The following is a 23445-nucleotide window of genomic DNA, read 5'->3' as shown; positions in this document are numbered from 1 at the left end:
AAGAAGCCATTAGTGCAAACTTTATTGTTAGAATAGTTAAAAAATTGATTATTTTGATGTATTTGTTTAAGTAGTATCAATCTTGGTTCTTTTGAAAAAAGGAGGTTTATCATATGAGTATAAATCTGAAAAGTCAATTAATTAGCAAGCTTGAACAAAACTTTCAAGAAGTCGACAACGGTCTTTCAAAGCAAGAGGCATTAGAGGAAGCGAGTCGTTGTCTATATTGTTATGACGCCCCCTGTATACAGGCTTGCCCAACCGGAATTGATATACCGGCATTCATCAAAAAGATCGCATCAGGAAATGTTAAAGGTTCTGCAAAGACTATAATGCAGGAAAATCCAGTTGGCGCAAGCTGTTCAAGAGTATGTCCGACAGAAGAACTATGTGAAGGAGCTTGTGTGTTAAATCACTCAACAAAGCCAATAATGATTGGCAATTTACAAAGATATGCAACAGATTGGGCGATGACAAATGAACAAGTGTTGTTTAAGGCAGGAGAAAAAAATGGCAAGACAGTAGCCATTGTTGGTGGTGGACCAGCTGGCCTTTCAGCGGCTCGGGAACTGGCTTTATTAGGATATAAAGTAACCATATTCGAAGCAGAAAAAGAAGCAGGTGGGTTAAATACATATGGGATTGTCTCCTTTCGTTTGCCGCAGGCTGTTTCTTATTGGGAGGTAGATCAAGTAAAAAGTCTTGATGTTGAGATCCGGACTAATACAAGAGTCGGAGTGGATGTTTCTGCTTTTGAACTAGTGGAAAATTATGATGCCGTAGTTCTTGCTATTGGAATGGCTGCTGTTCCTTATGTAGGAATAGAGGGAGAGGATGCAGAGGGAGTTCTTGATGCAATCGAATTTGTAAAGGAAACAAAATCTGGCGCGTTAACAGATCAATATATCGATAAAAAGGTAGCAGTAATTGGTGCTGGAAATACAGCCATTGATGCAGCGACATGTTCGGTACGTTTAGGGGCTGAGAATGTATCTATTGTATACCGTAGAACGGCTGAGGAAATGACGGCTTATCCATTTGAATTTGAATTTGCCAAACAAGAAGGTGTTGAGTTTCGTTGGCTCACCTCACCTAAGCGTGTTATCACAGATCAAACAGGCAAGTTAACAGGTCTTGAGTGTATCAAAATGAAGCTAGGTGAACCGAATGATGATGGACGGAGGCGCCCTATTCCCATTGAAGGATCAGAATTCGTTCTTGACGTGGATGTTCTCATCCGTGCCATTGGTCAATCGCGTTATATTGGATTAATTGAGCAATTTGGCTTGAATCATGATGACGGAGTGGTGGAAGTAAACAGTGAATCCTATCAAACATCGAATGAAAAAGTGTTCGCCTGTGGAGATGTGATCTTTGGCAAAGGACAAGGAGAAGCGATGGTTGTATCCGCTGCTCAGCAAGGAAAATTAGTAGCCTACCAAATTCATAAGCAGAATAAGAAAATTGCAAGCGAGACGGCCTAGACGAGAAAATGGGAGGGGATAATATGGTTAATTTACGTACAAGTTTTGCGGGAATCACATCACCTAATCCTTTTTGGTTAGCATCTGCACCACCAACCAATTCAGGGTATCAAGTCCAACGAGCGTTTGAGGCGGGTTGGGGAGGAGCAGTTTGGAAAACGTTAGGTGACCCAATTTTGAATGTATCGTCTAGATTTGCCGCGGTAAGTTTTAACGGTCAAAGGGTAGCAGGATTTAATAATATTGAACTCATTACCGATCGGCCGTTGGAAGTGAATTTAAAAGAAATTGCAGAGACGAAGAAACGGTTTCCAGATCATACGATCATCGCCTCTTTAATGGTCGAGCCAAAACAGGAGAAATGGCATGAGATTGTGAAACGTGTGGAAGATGTAGGGGTAGATGGTTTGGAGTTGAACTTTGGTTGTCCTCATGGAATGGCTGAACGCGGAATGGGAGCCGCTTCAGGCCAAGTACCAGAGTTAGTTGAACGTCAAACCTACTGGGTAAAAGAAGTGGCCCAAACGCCCGTCATTGTAAAATTAACTCCTAATATTACAGATATTACGGTAACAGCAGAATCAGCTGTGCAAGGTGGTGCTGATGCGGTCAGTATGATTAACACGATTAATAGTTTAGCAGGAGTAGATATTGATTCGTGGAATACGATTCCCCATGTTGCCGGAAAAGGAGCACATGGAGGCTACTGTGGACCTGCTGTTAAACCTATTGCTCTTAATATGGTAGCTGAATGTGCAAGAAATCCGCGTGTTTCCGTTCCAATTTCAGGAATGGGTGGAGTGTCAGACTGGAAGAACGCTGTTGAGTTTATGTTAATGGGAGCTTCCAATGTTCAAGTATGTACAGCTGCGATGCACCATGGTTTCCGAATTGTAGAAGACATGAAAGATGGTCTATCTAATTATTTAGAGGAAAAAGGTCTCACCTCTGTTAGTGAATTAGTTGGTCAATCTGTAACACGGTATTCAGATTGGGGCGATTTAGATTTGAATCATAAAATCGTTGCACGCATCAATCCAGAAACCTGTATCAACTGCAACAAGTGTCATATCGCTTGTGAAGATACATCGCATCAATGCATTGATATGTTGAAAGACCCTTCAGGCAATAAGTATTTGAAAGTAAGAGAAGAAGATTGTGTCGGTTGTAACCTTTGTTCTATTGTTTGTCCAGTAGATGGAGCCATAGATATGATTGAGCTTGAAAATGGACTGCCTTCAATGACCTGGAATGAACGTCAAGCAATGATTAATGGAATAACAACAGTAAAAGCATAACGGAGGGGATGATTAGATGAAAAAAATCATTAAAAATGGAACGATTGTCACGGCAACAGATGAATATCAAGCTGATGTATTAATTGAAGGGTCGACAATTTCAGCAATTGGGGAAAAAATAACGGCAGAAGGGGCAGAAATAGTCGATGCAACTGGATTATATGTTTTTCCAGGTGGCATTGACCCACATACGCATCTAGAAATGCCGTTTGGAGGTACGGTAACGAAGGATGATTTTGCAACGGGAACAAAAGCAGCTGCTTTTGGAGGAACAACAACAATAATCGATTTTTGCCTTACGAATAAAGGAGAACCACTTCAAGCTGCCATTGATCGTTGGCACGCGAAATCAGAGCATAAAGCAGTGATAGATTATAGCTTTCACTTAATGGTTGGGGAAATGAATGATTCCGTATTAGAACAACTCCCATCTGTGATAGAGGATGAGGGAATTACATCGTTTAAAGTTTTTATGGCCTACAAAAATGTCTTTCAAGCAGATGATGAAACGTTATTCCGGACGTTAATTGCAGCAAGAGATCTTGGTAGTCTCGTCATGGTTCATGCAGAAAATGGCGATGTGATTGAATATTTGACAAAACAAGCACTAGCGAATGGACAAACGGACCCCATATACCACGCAAAAACAAGGCCGTCTGAAATAGAGGGAGAAGCAACAGGACACAATTAACAGGGTTAGCGGACTCGCAGCTTTATGTTGTTCATGTTTCTTGTGCAGAAGCTGTGGAAAAGATTACTGAAGCCAGACAAAAGGGAATTCAAGTGTACGGAGAAACGTGCCCTCAATATTTAGTTCTCGATGAAACTTACTTAGATAAGCCTGACTTTGAAGGAGCTAAGTATGTTTGGTCCCCACCATTACGAGAGAAGTCGCATCAAGAAGTTCTTTGGAATGCCTTGAAAACAGGACAGCTTCAAACACTGGGATCCGATCAATGTTCTTTTGATTTTAACGGTCAAAAGGATCTAGGCAAAGGTGACTTTACAAAAATACCAAATGGTGGGCCGATTATTGAAGATCGTGTTAGTTTGTTATTTTCAGAAGGGGTCAAAAAAGGTAGAATTTCATTGCAACAATTTGTTGATCTCACGTCAACTAGGTCAGCAAAATTATTTGGATTGTTTCCGAAAAAGGGAACCATTGCAGTTGGGACAGATGCTGACTTAGTTTTGTTTGATCCAAATGCCGAACGTGTAATTTCTGCTTCTACTCATCACATGGCGGTCGATTATAACCCATTTGAAGGAATGAAAGTGACAGGCGAACCAGTCACGGTTTTATCACGAGGTGAATTTGTAATTCGTGAGAAAGTGTTTGTTGGAGTAGAGGGGGCAGGCAAGTATATAAAACGGCAAAAATTTGGACCTACTTATGAAACACTCGTAAATGAATCGTCTTTACAAGTGGAGGTGTGAAGCATGTCAGATTATCAGCAGTACGTAACAGAACGTGAAAAAGTGGATATGCTGCTTGAAAAAGGCTATGAAATCACAAAAGTAATCGAGAATTTAAGTGGAGCATTCGTCGATTTTTTACGGTTGGGCGGAAAAGAAGACGAAGACTATGTTCAACTGCATATACAAACAGCTGACGCCCGAAAGTATTTTGCTACAAAAATGCTTGAAAGGCAACAAAGCTAGTATATTGTTAGAGGCGCTAATAGTGTATCGAAGCAGGAAACGGCTGTACAGTTGTTTTGTCTTAAGCAGACAATTTTTCGTCGATGTAGAAAAAATGAATCCTTGCTAGGGGTGAGTTGATGGATTCAGTGTCGATTATTAATTGAATGGATGATCGTTTCTTGAAAGTTTAAGAAAACGTGAAAGGGTTGGTGATAAGCAAGGCCGTTTAGAGCTGAGAAAAAATCGATCTTTCTCAGCTCTTTGCATGTTGAGAGAGACCATGTTTGCTTTTACATATTGTCTAATGCTATTAGAACTTGATTCGCTGATAATAAAGGAGAGAAATTGTAATAATATCGTGTCTAAATCCCAGAGCCAATAAATAAAAATGTAAAAAGGTTAGGAGGAGGTATTATGTCAAAATCTGAGATGACGAGTATGAATCAAAAGAAGGATGAAGCCTATGTTTGGCATGGCATGAAGCCCTATAATCCAGAAAGTACTCTCATTGCTAAAGAAGCAAAAGGTGTATGGGTAACAGATGAAGAAGGCAATCGCTTCTTAGATGCGATGTCAGGTCTTTGGTGTGTGAATGTTGGGTATGGGAGAGAGGAATTAGCCGAGGCGGCTTATGAACAAATGAAGCAACTTGCTTATTTTCCACTTACGCATAGTCATGGTCCTGCTATTGAACTGGCAGAGAAATTAAATGAATTACTTGGTGGAGATTACGTCATTTTTTACTCGAATAGCGGGTCTGAAGCCAATGAAGCAGCCTTTAAAATGGCGCGCCAATATCACCAACAAAAGGGGGAAACGAATCGATATAAAATCATCTCAAGATATCGTTCTTATCACGGAAATACGATGGGCGCCTTAGCGGCTACAGGTCAGGCACAAAGGAAATATAAATATGAACCAATGACGACAGGGTTTCTTCATGTGGCTCCTCCAGATACGTATCGATCTCCAGTGGTACCGACTAAAACTGGGAGGGAACGAGAAGAGGTAAAAGCGATTGAACAAATGATGGTGTGGGAGCTAGCTGAAACGGTAGCTGCTGTTATTATGGAGCCAATTATTACTGGTGGAGGCATTCTTCTTCCGCCTGAAGATTACTTGAAGTCAGTACATGAAGTGTGTCAGGAAAAAGGCGCGCTACTGATTGTGGATGAGGTGATCTGCGGCTTTGGGCGAACGGGAGAGCCATTTGGATTCATGAACTACGGTGTAAAGCCCGATATCATTACGATGGCTAAAGGGATTACAAGTGCCTATTTGCCATTATCGGTTACAGCTGTAAAAAAAGAGGTTTACGAGGCTTTTAAAGGTTCGGATGAGTATGATTATTTTAGACATGTCAATACGTTTGGTGGGAACCCAGCGGCTTGTGCACTGGCGTTAAAGAACCTAGAGATCATGGAAAAAGAAGGACTTTATACAAGAGCCAAAGCGGTTGGAGCTAAAATGTTGGATGAACTCATTAAGCAATTATTGCCGCATCCCAACGTAGGGGACGTACGAGGCAAAGGATTGCTAATTGGAATTGAGTTAGTCAATGATAAGGAGACAAAAGACCCGTTGAATGTTCAATTGGTCAATAACGTAATTGCTAGTTGTAAAGAGAAGGGGGTCATTATTGGGAAAAATGGCGCAACGGTTGCTGGTTTTAATAATGTGTTAACGATTGCTCCGCCTCTTATCATTAATGAAGAGGAAATCAAGCTCCTTATTGAGACCATTGTAGAGTCAGTGAATGTTAACTTGTAGGTAAAATACATTAGAGGCCCTACTAAAGGTCGAGTAGGGCTCTTGGTGTTTTTCGATAATATCTCTGACAAAATTTCTATTTTTTTGAAGGAATAGCATGGAGTCTGTCGAATATTGATGTAGCATAATTGAAACCACAGCACGTGGAACAAAGGTGGGAGCCTCTATATGATCGCAGAGAAACTACTGTTACACCTTTTAATTGTATTGATGCCTATTTTAGTTGTTACCCTTTTTCTTAATGAGAGCAAAGAAAAACAGTCTAAATCGGTCTTAGTTGTTTTATTTGGAATAGCAACGATTTTATGCATCGTTTTTTCTTTTGAGGAACAAGGGTTACATTGGGACCTTCGTCATGCGTTGTTATTGCTTGCTTTTTTATATGGAGGTACGAAAGCCGGTTGGGCGGTATGCGCGGTGGCTCTTCTAACAAGAACCATTATAGGTGGGGAACATTTTATTATTGGGCTTGCTGTAATTATTGGTTCCTCGATTCTTTTTTATCTGTTTACCAATCGTTATCAACAGATATTGGCAAAGTGGCAGAGAGTTAACTTTACAATAATGTTGGTATTTTGGCCTGCTCTTGCTCAAATCACCCTTTTGCTTGTTTATCTAGATTTAATAGGTCGTTTAAATGGACAAATAGGTCATATTATTTTTTACATCTTTGTGTTTATTGGGGCTAATGTAATTTCCGTTGGTTTTGCCACATTACTTCTCGAGCAATTGTCAGAAAGAAAGCGGATGCAAGAAGAAATGCAAAGAGCCGTGAAATTAAATGCAATTAGTGAGCTAGCTGCTTCCATTGCCCATGAAGTGCGGAACCCATTAACTGTTGTTAAAGGCTTTTTGCAATTAATGCAAAAAGATGAAAAAGGAAAGAAGAAAGAATATTTTAATATTGCCTTATGTGAAATGAATCGGGCGGAGCAAATTATAAGTGATTATTTAAACTTTGCTAAACCACAATTTAAGAATATTGAGGTCATTGAAGTAAATCAAATTTTAAATGAGATTATTAGCTTTGTAACCCCTTATTCTCTTAAAGAGAATGTCGAATTACATATTGTAGGGACAGAGAATACGTTAATAAGCTGTGATAAAAATCAGTTTAAGCAAGTATTAATCAACTTAATAAAAAATGCGATTGAAGCAACACCAGAAAAAGGGCAAGTCAGAGTGAAGGTTGAAGAGGATAAAACGGTAGTCAGACTAACCATTACAGATACCGGCAAAGGAATGAGTCCAGAACAGCTGGCTAATATTGGGACAGTTTTTTATTCTACAAAAGAAAAGGGAACAGGTCTTGGGACCGTGGTGTCATTTAGAATTATTGAGGAAATGGGCGGTACACTCAGATACGAAAGTCGGGTGAATGTAGGAACAAAGGTAACTATTGTTATGCCAATAAACGAAAGAACAAAACCGACATTAGAAGTTGCCCTAACCTTGAATGAGTGATGAAACGGAAGTCTATAGTAACGAAGCAGTTAAAAAGATCCATACATAAAATATTTACATCCGAGCTTAGTATACAAGCTTGGTTTTTTTGTTGTTTTTAAATGAATCTTGTTTTCTCAACCATATTTTAGCAACTTGTCTCATATAAATTAATTGGACAGGATGTGGGGGAGAGAAACAATGAATATCTTTTTTAAAAGTGCGTTGTTGTTGATTGTTGCTGCATTTTTAGGAGAATGTATAGAATTTTTAATTAATATGGTTTTAGCAAGGGAGTTAGGGGAAGAAGGACTAGGGTTGTACATGTCCATCTTACCGACGGTGTTATTTATTGTCGTTATAGCAAGTTTGGAGCTGCCTATTTCGATTTCGAAATTTGTTGCGGAGAAAGATGTTATTTTCCATCGCAGTATGCTAGTGCATGCATTAAAATTTGCGACAATATGCACCATTGTCTTTTCTTTGCTAGCAGTATGGATTCTACCGATCATTCCTGTGTTTGACCGCTATCATCCGCTTGTTCCATGGTTGTTCCTATGTTTAATACCAATCATTTCTTTTTCCTCGGTTGCAAGGGGATATTTCATGGGTGCACAAAAAATGGGGAAGATTGCATTTGCCAACTTCCTTAGACGTGCGGGGCAGCTTATTTTGTTAATTCTTTTATTTACATTAACTTCATTTGAAGCAGAAGTAGCATTGCTGGTTGCATTATGCACGTTAATTGCGAGTGAGTTTCTTGTACTTAGCTTTTTATTTATTGCTTTTTTAATCCAGATGAGAGCATTAAAGAAAGAGCCAAGAGCAAACCTATCAGGTAGTAAAGTTCGGAAAAGCTTGCTCGAAGTGTCGATACCAACAACCGGATTACGAATTTTTCATGCGGCAACATTTGCTGTTAAACCATTTTTTATTAAAGAAACGTTAGTGAGAGCAGGAATGATTGATTCGCTGGCAATGGTGCAATATGGAAAAATGGCGGGAGTTGCATTTACCATTGGTTTTTTTCCTGCTTTTATTGCTCATTCCTTGTTGATTGTGTTAATCCCAACGGTGTCTGAGGCTTACTCAAGAGGAGAGGTGGCAAGGCTGCGATCTCTTTTACGAAAAGTGATGGTATTAACAGCTGCATATGGAATACCTGCTGTGGCTGTCTTTTACTTCTTTGCTGAACCGTTAACGAGTCTTTTCTTTGAGAACTCACCGGCTATTCGTTATTTGCAATTGCTCGTTCCGTATTTCTTATTTCATTTTTTTGTTATTCCGATGCAAGCCTATTTAATTGGACTTGGACTTGTGAAGGATGCGTTTGTTCATGCGCTTTACTCGACGGTTTTTTCTTTTGTGATGATGTATGTGTTAGGGTCGAATCCAAGTTTACAAATGGATGGAATTATTTTAGGGATGAACATGGGGGCCGTGTTGCTAACGTTCTTACATTATTTAACGATTTGCAAAAAAATTAATGTAAATTTATTGTTACAAAAAAAATAAACCAAATGATACTGTCATTTTGAGGGTGTTACAAAAGATTAAAACTTTTGTGACACCCATTTTTATGGGGGCTTATTGATAGCTTCAACTAAAGGGGAATATCTCTGCTCCTTTAAGGCAAAATATGAAAACAGTCTTATAGAAGATCGTTCTTAAATAGAGGATAAAAATTTAAAATAAAATATCATTGACATACTTGTACATACAAGTTAGAATGAAAACGCAAACAAAACTTGTATATACAAATAGTAAAAATAAATGTTTTGTTATGAAAGTGAAAAAAGGGGGATAAAAATGAGCAAATATACAGATTCAGCCAAACAGTTGCTCGAATATATAGGTGGAAGCGAAAACATCTCAGTTGTCACTCACTGTGCTACTCGAATGAGATTCGTTTTAAATGATACGAGTAAAGCTGATATCAAAAAAGTAGAAGAGATTGCCATTGTTAAAGGAACATTTACACAAGCGGGACAATTCCAAGTGATCGTTGGGAATGAGGTCGCATCATTTTATAATGAATTTACAAAGATAGCTGGTGTTGGTGACACATCTAAAGAAGAGGCGAAAGAAGCCGCTAAACAAAATATGAATTTCTTACAACGTCTAATTGGACATCTTGCTGATATTTTCACACCATTAATTCCAGCACTAGTTGTCGGGGGTCTTATTTTAGGTTTTAGAAATGTGATTGGCGAAATTAATATGATGAATGGTGGAACGCAAACGTTAGTAGAGGTTTCTCAATTCTGGGCCGGGGCTCATGCGTTCTTATGGTTAATAGGTGAAGCGATATTCCACTTCTTACCTGTTGGGATTACGTGGGCGATATCAAGAAAAATGGGAACAACTCAAATTCTTGGTATTGTCTTAGGTATTACATTGGTTTCTCCACAGTTATTAAATGCTTATGGAGTAGCTGGTACAGAGGAGATTCCTTTCTGGGATTTTGGTTTTGCACAAGTAGAGATGATCGGTTACCAAGCTCAAGTGATTCCAGCTATTCTTGCTGGTTTTGTTCTTGCGTATTTAGAGTTAGGTTTACGTAAGGTGATTCCAAGTGTCATTTCAATGATTTTTGTTCCATTCTTTGCATTGATTCCTGCTGTTTTAGTGGCTCATGTTGTACTAGGTCCAATCGGTTGGACAATTGGTTCTTGGGTTTCTAATGTTGTTTACACGGGCTTAACGTCCACGTTTGGTTGGTTATTTGCTGCTGTATTCGGATTTGCTTATGCACCATTAGTTATCACTGGACTTCATCACATGACAAATGCGATTGATTTACAACTAATGAGTGAATTCGGTGGAACGAACTTATGGCCAATGATTGCTTTATCTAATATTGCTCAAGGTTCTGCCGTTGTAGCAATGATTATCATCAATAGAAGAGACGAGAAAGAAAAGCAAGTATCGGTTCCAGCTTCGATTTCATGTTATTTAGGTGTAACGGAGCCAGCGATCTTTGGGATTAACTTACGATATGGATTCCCATTCCTTGCAGCGATCATCGGCTCAAGTTTAGCAGCGATTGTTTCAGTTGGTAGTGGGGTTATGGCGAATTCCATTGGTGTAGGTGGTATTCCAGGAATTCTTTCTATTCAAGTACAACATATGCTTATGTTCGCTGTGGCAATGGTGATAGCCATTGTTGTCCCAATTATATTAACAATGATTTTTGCTAAATCGAAAATGGGTGTAAATGCATATAAGCGTTTAGGTAAATAATAAAAAGGAGTGCAACCACGAAAAGTGGTTGCTATTCCTTTTTTGTTTTAAGTTTAGAGGAGAGTGAATGTTTATGTTAAAGAGTTTATTTGGAAAAAAGGAAAGCAAAGTAGAAGTAACGTCACCTATTACCGGAAAGGTTCTTGAACTAGCAGAGGTTCCAGATCCAGTATTCTCACAGAAGATGATGGGGGATGGAGTTGCTTTTGATCCTGAAGATGGGGAAGTAGTCAGCCCGGTTGATGGTGAAATCGTACAAGTATTCCCGACAAAACATGCTGTTGGTATAAAAACGAAATCAGGTATGGAGATTTTAATTCACATCGGGTTAGAAACAGTGAACTTAAATGGGGAAGGCTTCGAAAGCTTTGTTAAAGCAGGTGACAAAGTAAAACGAGGAGATAAGTTAATTGAGTTTGACTTAAATGTTGTTCGTGAGAAGGCGGCTAGTACGATTACCCCAATGATTATTACAAATACAGATGATGTTGTTGAGATAATGGAAAAAAATACAGGCGTCCCGGCGACAAAGACAGAAACGAACGTATTAACGATTACTTTGAAGAAATAGTTCATATTAACTAAAAATCAAAAAACAAAAGCACATCAATAAGGACTTTATTGGTGTGCTTTTAAGCGATACTTGTTTTTTTAGTTGAAACAAAGTAAACTCAACTTGTATATACAAGATCACTCTGTTATTTTCAAAAATACGTAGAAGAGTGGTTTTAGGATAGGCTGAATGAAGATACTAAGAACAATGACAACAAGATGGCTAAGTTAAGGAAGGTGCAAAAGATGACTGAATGGTGGAGAAAGTCTACAGTTTATCAAATTTACCCGAAAAGCTTCAACGATACGACTGGCAATGGTGTTGGAGATTTACAAGGAATTATTGAGAAATTAGATTATCTAAAGGAACTAGGAGTGGATGTGCTTTGGCTCACACCAGTATATGCTTCTCCTCAAAAGGATAATGGCTATGACATATCGGACTATTATTCAATTCATGAAGAATATGGGACGATGGAGGATTTTGATCAACTTCTTGCAGAAACACATCAGCGTGGAATGAAGTTAATTATGGATCTAGTCGTCAATCATACGTCAACGGAACATAATTGGTTTAAACAATCGCGTGAATCAAAAGACAATCCCTATCGAGACTTTTACATTTGGAAGGATCCTGTAGAAGGTGCGGAGCCGTCCAATTGGCAATCTAAATTTGGTGGGAATGCATGGAAGTACGATGAGAAAACAGGTCAATATTACTTGCATCTTTTTGACGTGACGCAAGCAGACCTGAATTGGGAAAATGAAACATTGCGTAAGCATGTGTACGACATGATGCATTTCTGGTTTGAAAAAGGGATTGATGGTTTCCGTCTCGATGTGATCAATTTGATCTCTAAAGATCAAACATTTCCAAATGATGATGGAAGTGTAGCACCAGGGGATGGTCGCAAATTTTATACAGATGGTCCAAGAGTTCATGAGTTTCTAAATGAAATGAATAAAGAAGTGCTATCAAAGTATGACAGTATGACAGTTGGTGAAATGTCGTCGACCTCGATTGAACATTGTATCAAGTATTCAAATCCTGCAAGCAATGAATTAAGTATGACCTTTAATTTCCACCATCTAAAAGTAGACTATCCAAATGGTGAAAAGTGGGCGATTGCAGATTTTGATTTCCTTGCCTTGAAGCAAATTTTAACGAAATGGCAAGTTGAAATGAACAAAGGTGGGGGTTGGAATGCACTATTTTGGTGCAACCACGATCAGCCAAGAATTGTTACACGTTATGGAAATGATACAACCTATCATAATGAATCAGCAAAAATGCTAGCAACGACGATCCACCTTATGCAAGGAACTCCATATATTTACCAAGGTGAAGAGTTTGGTATGACGGATCCTGGTTTTGAGTCTATAGCGGATTACCGTGATGTTGAGACATTGAATTATTACCGCATTATGAAAGAAAAAGGGTTAAGCGAAGAAGAAATCATGGAGATTATAAAACGCAAATCTCGTGACAATTCTAGAACTCCGGTACAATGGAATGATGAAGAAAATGCGGGCTTCACTACAGGAACACCTTGGATTCCAGTAGCTGCAAATTACAAAGACATTAACGCTGAGCGTGCTGTAGCGGATGAATCATCGATCTTCTATCATTACAAAAAACTGATTCAATTACGCAAAGACTATGATATCTTAACAGTTGGTGACTACCGTTTATTGTTAGAGAACGATCCACAATTGTTTGTATATGAGCGTGTACAAGGAAATGAAAAAGTTTTAGTTATTAATAATTTCTACGGTGTGGAAGGTACATTTGACCTACCTGAAGTGTGGATTGATTCGATTTCAAGCAGTGAGTGTCTTCTTTCAAATTATGAAGAGAAGCAACCACTTTCGCGCAGTATCAAACTTAGACCGTATGAGTCACTCGTTTATTACACGAAGTAAACATGATACACTATACGCAGGTGGTATAGATGATGAAAAGTAAATTTCAAAAGATTTATGATGATTTAGCTGAGCGAATTCAAAACGGAGGATTAAAGGCTAACGAACTCCTACCATCCGAAAATGAATTAGCTGATAGCTACAAAGCCTCACGTGAAACGATTCGTAAGGCATTAAAATTACTATCTGAGCATGGATATATTCAGAAGATGCAAGGAAAAGGGTCGGTTGTTTTAGACGTGACAAAAATTAACTTCCCAATCTCAGGCTTGGTTAGTTTTCGTGAACTAGCTGATAAAATGGGGAAACGGGCGAAAACAGATGTCATTCGTCTAGAAGAACAAATGATGTCTCTTTATATGCAAGAGGAATTTCAGGTGAAGGAAGTAGCACCTATTTGGAATGTTACACGAGTCCGAGAAATTGATCGAGAACGAATTATTTTAGACAAAGATTATTTACTTTCTTCCCTTGTTCCTGGACTGACTTATGAGGTATGCGAGCGATCGCTTTACGCGTATGTTGAAGAAGTTCTTGGACTAACGATTAGTTTCGCAAAAAAAGAAATAACCGTTGAAACGCCAACAGAGGAAGACAAAGAATTGCTTGATTTGCAAGGGTATGACACGATTGTTGTTGTAAAGAGCCATGTGTATCTTGATGATGCTACCATGTTTCAATACACAGAATCGCGGCATCGTCCTGATAAATTTCGATTTGTTGATTTTGCGAGAAGAACACGCTAACTGATCAAAGCATAATCTTCGTGCCAAACCCTCATTTACAGTATAATGAGTGTAAACGGAGGAGGAATTTGATGAGTGTTCATGACTTTTCGGTAATGAAGCCTAATGGAGAAGAAGTAAGTCTCAAATCGTATCAAGGAAATGTCTTGTTAATTGTTAATACGGCTACCAAGTGTGGACTTGCTCCTCAATTTAAAGGGTTAGAAGGGCTCTATCAAAAGTATAAAGATCAAGATTTAGCCGTGCTTGGTTTTCCAACAAATCAATTTCTTCAACAAGAACCTGTTCCTGACGAAGAAATGGAGGATGCTTGTCAGATCAATTTTGGAGTTACGTTCCCCTTGTTTCAAAAGATTAATGTCAATGGGAAAGGTGCACACCCTCTTTATCAGTTTTTAAAAAGTGAAAAAAAGGGAGTATTAAGCTCGGAGATTAAGTGGAATTTCACGAAATTCCTCATTGATAAGCATGGTAAGGTTGTGAAAAGATACGGCCCAACGGTGATACCTGAAAAGATGGAAGAAGATATACGGAAGTTATTAGTAGACTAATGATTAAAAAGACGTTTCGATGTAATGTTGTTGACGGTTCAAATAACACAGCAAAAGTAGTCCAATTTGCCAATTGGGCTGCTTATTTTTATGGGTAATGCCCTACTTAACAGGAAACAGCTCCTCCTCTTTTCTTTTTTAAGACATGCTGGATTCTCATTCCGTTAATAGGTAGAAAAACCGTGCAAATAGGAGTGCATAGGATCCTGGTTCCGCTAAAGTAACAAAACCAATAAGCATTAAGGTCAAAATAGGAAATTAACGGAATAGGGATCCTAAACCGCTCTCAAAACTGGGCATTTAAATAGAATAGCGGAAAAAGGATCCGGGAAAACATGCTCACTCCTTAATAGTGTAAAATTGAAAATCTCGCCTACAATAAGAAGTGTATTTGGTAAAATGAGGTGGACGAAGTGTTACAAGAAGAAGCAAAGCAGTTTTTGAAGTTGTGTTATCAAGAATTAGGAAAAGATTATAATGACCGAATGACAAAAATTCTTCAGGAAATTTCTGATACAGGAACCTATACTCATACATATGAAGAGCTTGCTCATGGGGCGAGGATGGCTTGGAGAAACAGCAATCGTTGTATTGGCCGTTTGTTTTGGGAATCCATGCATGTCCTAGATGAGAGGGAGCTTGAAACCGAAGATGAAATCGCGAATGCGTTGTTCTTTCATCTTCAATATGGAAGCAATCAAGGCAAAGTGATTCCAACGATTACCATTTTCAAGCCTGGTTATGTTCGTATATTTAATCATCAATTAATTCGTTACGCAGGGTACGAAACTAAGGATGGAATCATTGGAGATCCAGACTCAGTTGCATTCACAACTTTTTGTGAGTCACTTGGGTGGAGAGGGGAGCAAACTCCATATGATATCTTGCCATTAGTGATTCAAGTGGAAAATCGGGAGCCGAAAGTATATTCGATTCCAGAGGAATGCCTTTTAAATGTTATGATTAAACATCCGACGATAGAGAACTTTCAAGAACTTGAGTTACAGTGGTATGCTGTTCCATTTATATCTGATATGAAGCTTGAAATCGGGGGAATTACATATGAAGCTGCCCCATTTAATGGCTGGTATATGGGGACGGAGATAGGAGCAAGAGATTTAGCAGACGAGCAACGTTATAATGTGTTGCCAAAAGTGGCAAATTTGCTGGGCCTTGAGACGACCAGAGACTCAACGTTGTGGAAAGATCGTGCTCTTATTGAACTGAATGAAGCTGTATTATACTCATTTAAGCAAGCAGGAGTCAGCATAGTCGATCATCACACAGCGGCCAAACAGTTTAAACAATTTGAAGAAAGAGAAGCAGGAAAAGGAAGGTCTGTAACAGGGACATGGTCGTGGTTGATCCCTCCCGTCTCTCCAGCTGCTACGCATATTTTTCATAAGGACTACGATGATAGCGTCGTTAAGCCAAATTATTTTTATCAAGACAGAATGTATTAGGATTGTTTGGGTGTCTAAAGGGAAGACCTTTGGGCGAGATTGCTTAAAGGCCACTGAAAAAGGTGAAAATCGTACCTTTTTCAGTGGCTTTCTTTTTTTGCTGGGTGTTATTAGAAGATGCAAGCAATGGTAAGTTGCGCTAAAATAGAGTACATAAGTCTAGGGGTAAAGGACGGAAAATAATGAGCATTTTACAAATTGAGGAGTTAACTAAAACATACGGTGATAAGACGTTATTTGATCACTTGTCATTTACGATTGGAGAAAAAGAGCGGATAGGATTAATTGGTGTGAACGGCACAGGGAAGTCTACGCTTTTAAAGATTATTGCTGGAGTGGAGTCAGCAGATAAAGGCGAGCAAATTCATGCGAATGACTTTCAAATAGAATATTTGCCGCAACAGCCTGCACTACAAGATGATCTTACGGTGATGGAACAAATTTATTATGGTGACTCTAAGGTCATGTCAACGATGCGTGCGTATGAGCGAAGTTTGTTGCTGTTTGAAAAAGCTCCAGAAAGCCCAGAATATCAGCAGCAGTTTATGAAGTGGCAGCAAAAAATGGATGAGCTTGATGCATGGGAGGCCAATACCATTGCTAAGACGGTTCTCTCGAAGCTTGGGATTAGTGACTATGAAGCAAAGGTTCATCAGCTTTCAGGCGGGCAAAAGAAGCGTGTCGCGATAGCGAAGGCTCTTATTCAACCGGCTGATTTGTTGCTGTTAGATGAGCCAACAAACCATCTTGATCATGAAACCATTGAATGGCTAGAAACGTTCCTTTCGACATACAAGGGGTCAATTATCCTCATTACGCATGACCGCTATTTTTTAAACCGCGTAACCAATCATATGTATGAACTCGACCAAGGGCGGTTATTTAAATATGTTGGAAATTATCAAACGTTTTTAGAGAAAAAGGCAGAAAGAGAACAACAGGAAGCGCAAAGAGACCAGAAACGAGCAAATATTTTAAGACGTGAGCTAGCATGGCTAAAGCGAGGAGCAAAGGCTCGAACAACGAAGCAAAAGGCCCGAATTCAACGAGTTGAAGCACTGCAGGAGGAGGAAGGATTTTCTGGACGTGGGGAGTTTGATTTTGCTATTGGGTCAAAGAGATTGGGAAATCAAGTCATAGAACTAGAAGGGGTTTCTAAAACTTACGATGAACGTATCTTGATCGACTCACTCGATTATTTACTCGTTAAAGGAGAACGATTAGGGATAGTAGGGCCAAATGGAAGTGGGAAAACCACCTTGTTGAATATGTTAGCTGGTCGCATTGCTCCGGATTCAGGAACCATTACAACTGGGGAAACGGTAAAAATAGGTTATTACACGCAAGAGGATGAAGAAATTGATGGAGCCTTACGTGTGATTGATTATATTAAAGAAATAGCAGAGGTTGTCTATACGATAGACGGAACCACGATTACAGCTGAACAAATGCTAGAACGATTCTTATTCCCAAGATCGATGCAATACACGTATATTCGTCGTTTGTCGGGTGGGGAACGAAGACGTCTTTATTTATTGAGGGTTCTTATGACGGAACCGAATGTGTTGTTTTTAGATGAGCCTACAAATGATTTAGATACAGAAACGTTGTCGGTGCTTGAAGATTATTTAGAGCAGTTTCCAGGCGTTGTAATCACGGTGTCGCATGATCGTTATTTTCTTGATCGTGTAGTCGATCACTTGCTTGTGTTTGAAGGAAATGGTTTTGTTTCAAGGTTTCAGGGGCATTACACGGATTATTTAGCCGATAAGCAAAGGAAGTTAGAGCAAGCGAAGGCAAGTGAAAAAGAAGAGAATAGTAAACAAGCGATGCCGAGGAAAGAACCCCGTAAAAAACTCTCTTACAAAGACCAGCAAGAATGGAATCAAATAGAAGACAAAATTGCAGCAATTGAAGAGAAGATTGAAAAGATCGAACTAGCCATTACTGAAGCAGGTAGTGATTATGGGGTCATCTCGGATAAAATGAAGGAAAAAGAATTGGTTGAAAAAGAACTAGAAGAAACGATAGAGCGGTGGACGGAGCTTTCTTTGTTAGTGGAGGAAATAGAAAGCAAGTAAATTCTATATAGAAACCTACCCACAGTGCATAGCAGGTCTCGTCAAGATTTACTTAGTAGGAAGAGTGTTCTAAAAGGGTAAAAGCTTTTTAGAACACTCTTTTAAATTAACAATTTACTATAAATTTTCAGTAAGTTCTTGATTTAATGGAGAAAACCATTTAAACTATGATTAGTTAAGCGCTTTCCTGTTATTCTAGGATAGATTGGAGGAACATTATCGTTTGTTAATATTTAAAAACGCTTTTAATAAGTGGATTAAATAAAAGGCCATGAGAAACCTTAATTATTATCTTTTATTAGGTGTACATAGTAATCATTATGTAATCGATTTCTTTTTGTTGTTTGATTAAGCGCTTTCCCTCAAGAAAATACATTGTAGCTATATCGTTTAAAACTAGTACTATTAACTATTTTCCTAATTTAAATGATTAATTAAATGGAGGGTTTTAGAATGCTTTGGGTGATATTTACAACGTTTATGGTTTATACCGTCTTTGTCATGTGGTTTTCCTGGTACAAAACAAAAGGAACGGATTTAAACAGCCAAGATGGTTATTTTCTTGGGGGAAGGAGCTTACCTGGTTTAGTTATTGCTTGTTCGATTATCCTTACTAATTTATCAACAGAACAGATCGTTGGGTTAAATGGTCAAGCTTTTGGTGAATCAATGGTTGTTATGGCATGGGAAGTATCATCGCCGATCGCGCTGATTATTATGGCGTTTGTCTTTTTGCCTCGTTACTTAAAAACAGGGATTACAACGATTCCAGATTTTTTAGAACAACGCTATGACTTACGAACAAGACAAATAGTTTCGATCCTTTTTATTGTTGGATATGCGGTAGCCTATTTGCCAACCGTTCTTTATTCGGGGGCGCTTGTTCTAGATAGTATATTTTCATTAACATCCATTACAAATATGTCTCCATTTATGATTGTTTTGTTGGTATCGGTTGCAATCGGTCTTGTCGGGTGCGGGTATGTTATTTTAGGTGGACTTAAAGCAACGGCAATGAGTGATACCATTAACGGAATTGGACTGATTGCCGGTGGTTTGCTTATTCCCTTTCTGGCGCTAATCGCGCTTGGTGGAGGGAATATTCAAGAAGGTGTCAATCAATTGTTAACAGCGAATCCAACAAAGTTAAATGCGATTGGTGACCATAACTCATCGGTTCCCTGGGCTGTTTTGTTAACAGGGATGTTGTTTAATAACTTATTCTATTGGGCGACAAATCAATCAATTATTCAACGAAGCTTAGGGGCAAAGAACTTAGCTGAAGGTCAAAAAGGGGTACTTTTTGCAGGGATGTTTAAAGTGTTTGGAGTGACGTTCTTGGCATTGCCAGGTATCATTGCCTTTTTGATGTATGGCAATACGCTTGCTAATCCAGACTTGGCTTATCCTACATTAGTAGCTGATGTAATGCCACTTGCTCTTTCGGGGATTTTAGCAGCGATTTTATTTGGGGCGATCATGAGTTCATTTAACAATGCATTAAATGCTTCTATTACCTTATTTACATTAGATATTTATAAGCCTATGTTTAAACCTCAAGCGAAAGAAAATGAACTCGTAAAAGCAGGGAGAGTCTTTGCTGCTACCTTGGCGGCGATTTCGGTTGTTGTTGCGCCATTTATTATTTTTGCGCCTCAAGGGTTATATGCTTATTTACAAGAGATGTTCGGATTTTATAGCATGCCTATATTAGCCATGGTTTTAGTTGGATTCTTTAGTAAGCGCATTCCAGCCATTGCACCTAAAATTGCAGTTGTTGTTCATGTTATTTTGTATGCGGCTTCAAAAGTGGTTTTAGCAGATATTAACTTCCTTTATGTCTTATCGGTCCTATTTCCACTTAATGTTCTTACGATGGTTATTGTTGGTAGACTTAGACCAAGGGATACGCCATTCGAATTACATGATGCCAATGTTGTGGATCTTAAACCTTGGAAATACGCGAAGCCGTTCTCTATTGCAATGATTGTAATCATGATTGCTGTCTATGCATTCTTCTCACCAATTGGAGTGGCGGAAGTAAGTGTTCCTTACTCACCGTGGCTATTTGTTTTCTTATTTGGTGTCTTAGCGTTAATTGGGGCTATTATTTGGTACTGGGTGAAGATGGAGAAAAAACATACAAATTTCAAGACAGATGACACGAAGAAAGTGTCTTCTTACTAAAAATACAATCAATACATTATATCGAAAAGAGGGAAAAGAAATGAAAAAAGTTAGCATCGGTATCATTGGAGCAGGTAGAATTGGGCAGTTACATGCAAGTAATATACTAAACTCAAGCTTGTTACAGTTGATAGCCATTTCAGATGTTTATACTGACCATTTAAAAGGAACCATTTATGAACAACAAGTACCTATTATTACAAATCATTCGGAAGAGCTAATTAATAATCCAGAAATTGATGCGATTTTCATTTGTTCATCAACAGATACTCACGCGCTATATATTAAAGCTGCTGCAAGAGCAGGGAAGCATATCTTTTGTGAAAAACCTGTGAGCTTTGAGATCGAAGAGACAAAAGAGGCGCTTCAAGTTGTTGAGGAAGCTGGTGTGAAATTTCAAGTGGGTTTTAACCGACGTTTTGATAAACACTTCCGTCGCGTACATGAAGTTGTAAAGTCTGGGAAAATTGGGGAACCACATATCATTAAAGTTAGTTCAAGAGATCCTGAAGCTCCTCCTGAAGAATATGTGAAACGTTCTGGCGGCATGTTTATGGATATGACGATTCATGATTTTGATATGGTTCGTTATTTGTCAGGGAGTGAAGTGACGGAAGTGTCCGTTAATGCAGCTAATTTAGTGGATCCAATGTTCGGTACTCATGGAGATGTTGACACGGCGCTTATTACGTTAACATTTGAAAATGGTGCTATGGCAATGATCGACAATAGTCGTCAAGCAGTCTATGGTTATGATCAAAGAGTAGAAGTATTTGGTAGCAATGGGGTGGTTTCGGCTGAAAATGAAGCTCAAACTAATGTGCAGATTGCTACAAAAGATTCAGTAGAACTAGATCACCCAAAATATTTCTTCTTAGATCGCTATAAGGATGCTTATGTGGAAGAGATTAAGGAGTTTGCTGAGGCTATTTTAGAAGATAAGCCGTTAACATGCAGTGGTGAAGATGGTTACAAGGCAGAACTACTAGCGCTTGCAGCGAAACGTTCGTGGGAAGAAAAACGTTCTGTTTCTTTAACAGAAGTCAATACGGTGAACATTTAAGAGTTAAAGTGAGTCGGTCTTTGCGGAGGAATGCCGCAAAGACCGTATCTGTTTAAATGAGATGATTTAATTCTAAAATGTTCGGTAGAATAAGTGCTCTATTTAGAATCTGACTGTTATCTAGAGAATAATACTAACAAGTAAGGGATTATTTAGTAGAATTTTTAAAGATGATCTAGCGGCAATCAATAAATCTTTTTCGAAGTGGTAACCTAATAAATGGTTAGCGCTTTCTTTTTGGGTATTTGTGATCGAAAATGATTGAAAATGGTCGAATTTGAGTGTATACTAGGATTGAAGTTAAGATGAGGTGAAGAGTTTTGCTCACAATTGAACGACATGAAAAGATCCTCTCGATGTTAAAAGAGAGAGTAACAGTAAAAATGCAGGAATTAGTTGATGAGACTGATGCCTCGGAATCAACAATTCGAAGAGATTTAACCGACCTCGAAAAAGCAAAGAAATTAAAGCGTATTCATGGCGGAGCGACACTTCTTCAAAAGAAGTTAGATGAACCAACCGTTGCGGAAAAAACGATCAAAAACAGTCAAGAAAAGAAAAAGATCGCTGAAAAGGCTGCGTCGTTTGTTGACGATGGCGACTGCATCTTTTTAGATGCCGGTACAAGTACAGTTGAGATGATTCCTTTCTTGGCAGGCAAGGAAGTGGTTGTTGTAACAAATGGACTATCTAACATTGGGATGTTGATTGATTTACAGATACAAACTCATGTGGTAGGTGGATATGTGAAAGAAGGAACGAGGGCTTTTGTTGGCAGAAGTGCGATTCAAACGTTGGAGTCGTTCAGGTTTGATAAAGCATTTATTGGTGTTAATGGTGTATCGATTCAAGATGGCTATACAACCCCTGATCCTGAAGAGGCATTTATTAAAGAGAGTGCAATGAAACGATCACGCCAAAGTTATATATTGGCAGACCATTCAAAGTTTGGTGAAGTTTCATTTAGTAAATTTAGTAATGTGGAAGAGGCAATACTAGTAACAAGTGAAAAAATAGGTGACGAATACATGCGTGACGTACGTAAATTGACAACATTAGAGGTGGTTAGCCTGTGATATATACCGTTACTTTAAATCCTGCTCTTGATTATTTTGTGGAAGTAGAGCGAGTTAACTTTGGGGTAGTGAATCGTTCTAATTATGATTATAAAGCCCCTGGCGGCAAAGGAATAAACGTCTCAAGAGTTCTTAAACGACTCGGACATCAAAGTGAAGCACTTGGGTTTATCGGAGGGTTCACAGGTGACTATATAAAAACGGTCGTTGAAAAGGAAGACATTAAGACAAACTTTGTTCAAGTTGCTGGAGACACAAGAATTAATATAAAGATTAAGAGTGAATCGGAATCTGAAATTAATGGGGTCTCACCTGATATTACAGATGAACATCTTGAGCAATTGCAAAAGCAATTAGCTGTGCTAAATGAAGGGGACGCACTTGTTCTGGCAGGTAGTGTACCAGCGACAATTCCTAGTGAAATATACGAAGTGTTATGTAAGAGTGCAAGAACTAGAAAAGCCGATGTATTTATTGATTCAAGTGGTGAAGCGATGAAAAAAGTGCTTGAAAGTCAACCGACATTTATTAAGCCGAATCACCATGAATTAGGAGAGTTATTCTCAGTAGAAATAAATGAACCAAAAGAGGCAATTCCTTATGTACAAGAGCTTATTGGAAAAGGAATTCAATATGTGTTGGTTTCGTTCGCTGGTGATGGAGCTATTTTAGGGACGAAAGATCAGATTCTTTTTGCAAACACACCTAAAGGAGAAGTGAAAAACTCTGTAGGGGCAGGTGACTCTGTTGTTGCTGGTTTTATTGCTGCTAACCAAGAAAAAGTGTCATTAGAAGATGCCTTTAAGTTTGCAGTCGCAACAGGAAGCGCAACCGCTTTTTCTAAAGGATTTGCAGACAGAGATCAAGTAGAGTCTTTGATGAAAGAAATTAACATCAGAGAATTAGAAAGGGATGAATAAA

General features: G+C 38.7%; 17 protein-coding genes and 1 pseudogene. All 18 read left to right on the top strand.

What is annotated here, in order from left to right; translation table 11 throughout:
• Positions 1 to 113: 113 nt before the first annotated feature.
• Positions 114 to 1484, top strand: a complete 1371-nt coding sequence (locus LQ50_RS03555) for an NAD(P)-dependent oxidoreductase (protein WP_052144565.1) — start codon at positions 114 to 116, stop codon at positions 1482 to 1484.
• A gap of 23 nt (positions 1485 to 1507) precedes the next feature.
• On the top strand, positions 1508 to 2782 hold the full coding sequence (gene preA, locus LQ50_RS03550) for an NAD-dependent dihydropyrimidine dehydrogenase subunit PreA (protein ID WP_034626259.1): 1275 nt from the start codon (positions 1508 to 1510) through the stop codon (positions 2780 to 2782).
• 16 nt (positions 2783 to 2798) lie between these two features.
• Positions 2799 to 4219 (top strand): annotated as a pseudogene (gene hydA, locus LQ50_RS03545) (dihydropyrimidinase).
• Positions 4220 to 4222: 3 nt separating this feature from the next.
• Positions 4223 to 4444: a hypothetical protein gene (locus LQ50_RS03540; protein WP_034626258.1), complete on the top strand. Its 222-nt coding sequence runs from the start codon at positions 4223 to 4225 to the stop codon at positions 4442 to 4444.
• A gap of 396 nt (positions 4445 to 4840) precedes the next feature.
• Positions 4841 to 6196, top strand: coding sequence for an aspartate aminotransferase family protein (locus LQ50_RS03535; RefSeq protein ID WP_084138615.1), 1356 nt, complete (start codon positions 4841 to 4843; stop codon positions 6194 to 6196).
• A 168-nt stretch (positions 6197 to 6364) separates the two neighbouring features.
• On the top strand, positions 6365 to 7660 hold the full coding sequence (locus LQ50_RS03530; protein ID WP_052144564.1) for an ATP-binding protein: 1296 nt from the start codon (positions 6365 to 6367) through the stop codon (positions 7658 to 7660).
• Positions 7661 to 7840: 180 nt separating this feature from the next.
• A complete protein-coding gene (locus LQ50_RS03525; protein ID WP_034626256.1) occupies positions 7841 to 9154 on the top strand; it encodes a polysaccharide biosynthesis protein in 1314 nt (437 codons plus the stop codon).
• A 294-nt stretch (positions 9155 to 9448) separates the two neighbouring features.
• A complete protein-coding gene (gene treP, locus LQ50_RS03520) occupies positions 9449 to 10882 on the top strand; it encodes a PTS system trehalose-specific EIIBC component (protein WP_034626254.1) in 1434 nt (477 codons plus the stop codon).
• A gap of 73 nt (positions 10883 to 10955) precedes the next feature.
• Positions 10956 to 11453 (top strand): PTS sugar transporter subunit IIA, encoded by a 498-nt coding sequence (locus tag LQ50_RS03515; RefSeq protein WP_034626252.1) that lies wholly within the window; start codon positions 10956 to 10958, stop codon positions 11451 to 11453.
• A gap of 227 nt (positions 11454 to 11680) precedes the next feature.
• Positions 11681 to 13357 (top strand): alpha,alpha-phosphotrehalase, encoded by a 1677-nt coding sequence (treC, locus tag LQ50_RS03510; RefSeq protein ID WP_034626251.1) that lies wholly within the window; start codon positions 11681 to 11683, stop codon positions 13355 to 13357.
• 32 nt (positions 13358 to 13389) lie between these two features.
• On the top strand, positions 13390 to 14103 hold the full coding sequence (treR, locus tag LQ50_RS03505) for a trehalose operon repressor (RefSeq protein WP_034626249.1): 714 nt from the start codon (positions 13390 to 13392) through the stop codon (positions 14101 to 14103).
• Between the two features lie 71 nt (positions 14104 to 14174).
• Positions 14175 to 14654 (top strand): glutathione peroxidase, encoded by a 480-nt coding sequence (locus LQ50_RS03500; RefSeq protein ID WP_034626247.1) that lies wholly within the window; start codon positions 14175 to 14177, stop codon positions 14652 to 14654.
• Between the two features lie 413 nt (positions 14655 to 15067).
• Positions 15068 to 16117, top strand: coding sequence for a nitric oxide synthase oxygenase (locus LQ50_RS03495; RefSeq protein WP_034626245.1), 1050 nt, complete (start codon positions 15068 to 15070; stop codon positions 16115 to 16117).
• A 182-nt stretch (positions 16118 to 16299) separates the two neighbouring features.
• A complete protein-coding gene (locus LQ50_RS03490) occupies positions 16300 to 18198 on the top strand; it encodes an ABC-F family ATP-binding cassette domain-containing protein (RefSeq protein WP_034626244.1) in 1899 nt (632 codons plus the stop codon).
• 453 nt (positions 18199 to 18651) lie between these two features.
• The gene (locus tag LQ50_RS03485) at positions 18652 to 20385 is read left to right on the top strand and encodes a solute:sodium symporter family transporter (RefSeq protein ID WP_084138614.1); all 1734 of its coding nucleotides are present in this window, start codon (positions 18652 to 18654) and stop codon (positions 20383 to 20385) included.
• A 40-nt stretch (positions 20386 to 20425) separates the two neighbouring features.
• On the top strand, positions 20426 to 21448 hold the full coding sequence (iolG, locus tag LQ50_RS03480; RefSeq protein WP_034626243.1) for an inositol 2-dehydrogenase: 1023 nt from the start codon (positions 20426 to 20428) through the stop codon (positions 21446 to 21448).
• A 320-nt stretch (positions 21449 to 21768) separates the two neighbouring features.
• Positions 21769 to 22524, top strand: a complete 756-nt coding sequence (locus LQ50_RS03475) for a DeoR/GlpR family DNA-binding transcription regulator (protein WP_034626242.1) — start codon at positions 21769 to 21771, stop codon at positions 22522 to 22524.
• A complete protein-coding gene (pfkB, locus tag LQ50_RS03470; RefSeq protein WP_034626241.1) occupies positions 22521 to 23444 on the top strand; it encodes a 1-phosphofructokinase in 924 nt (307 codons plus the stop codon). Before LQ50_RS03475 ends, pfkB begins: the two co-directional genes overlap by 4 nt.
• The last annotated feature ends 1 nt before the right edge of the window (position 23445 follow it).

Source organism: Halalkalibacter okhensis (assembly GCF_000787375.1).
Lineage (GTDB): Bacteria > Bacillota > Bacilli > Bacillales > Bacillaceae_D > Halalkalibacter > Halalkalibacter okhensis.
The sequence above is the reverse complement of the archived record's forward strand: the minus strand, read 5'-3'. Positions and strand labels throughout refer to the sequence as shown.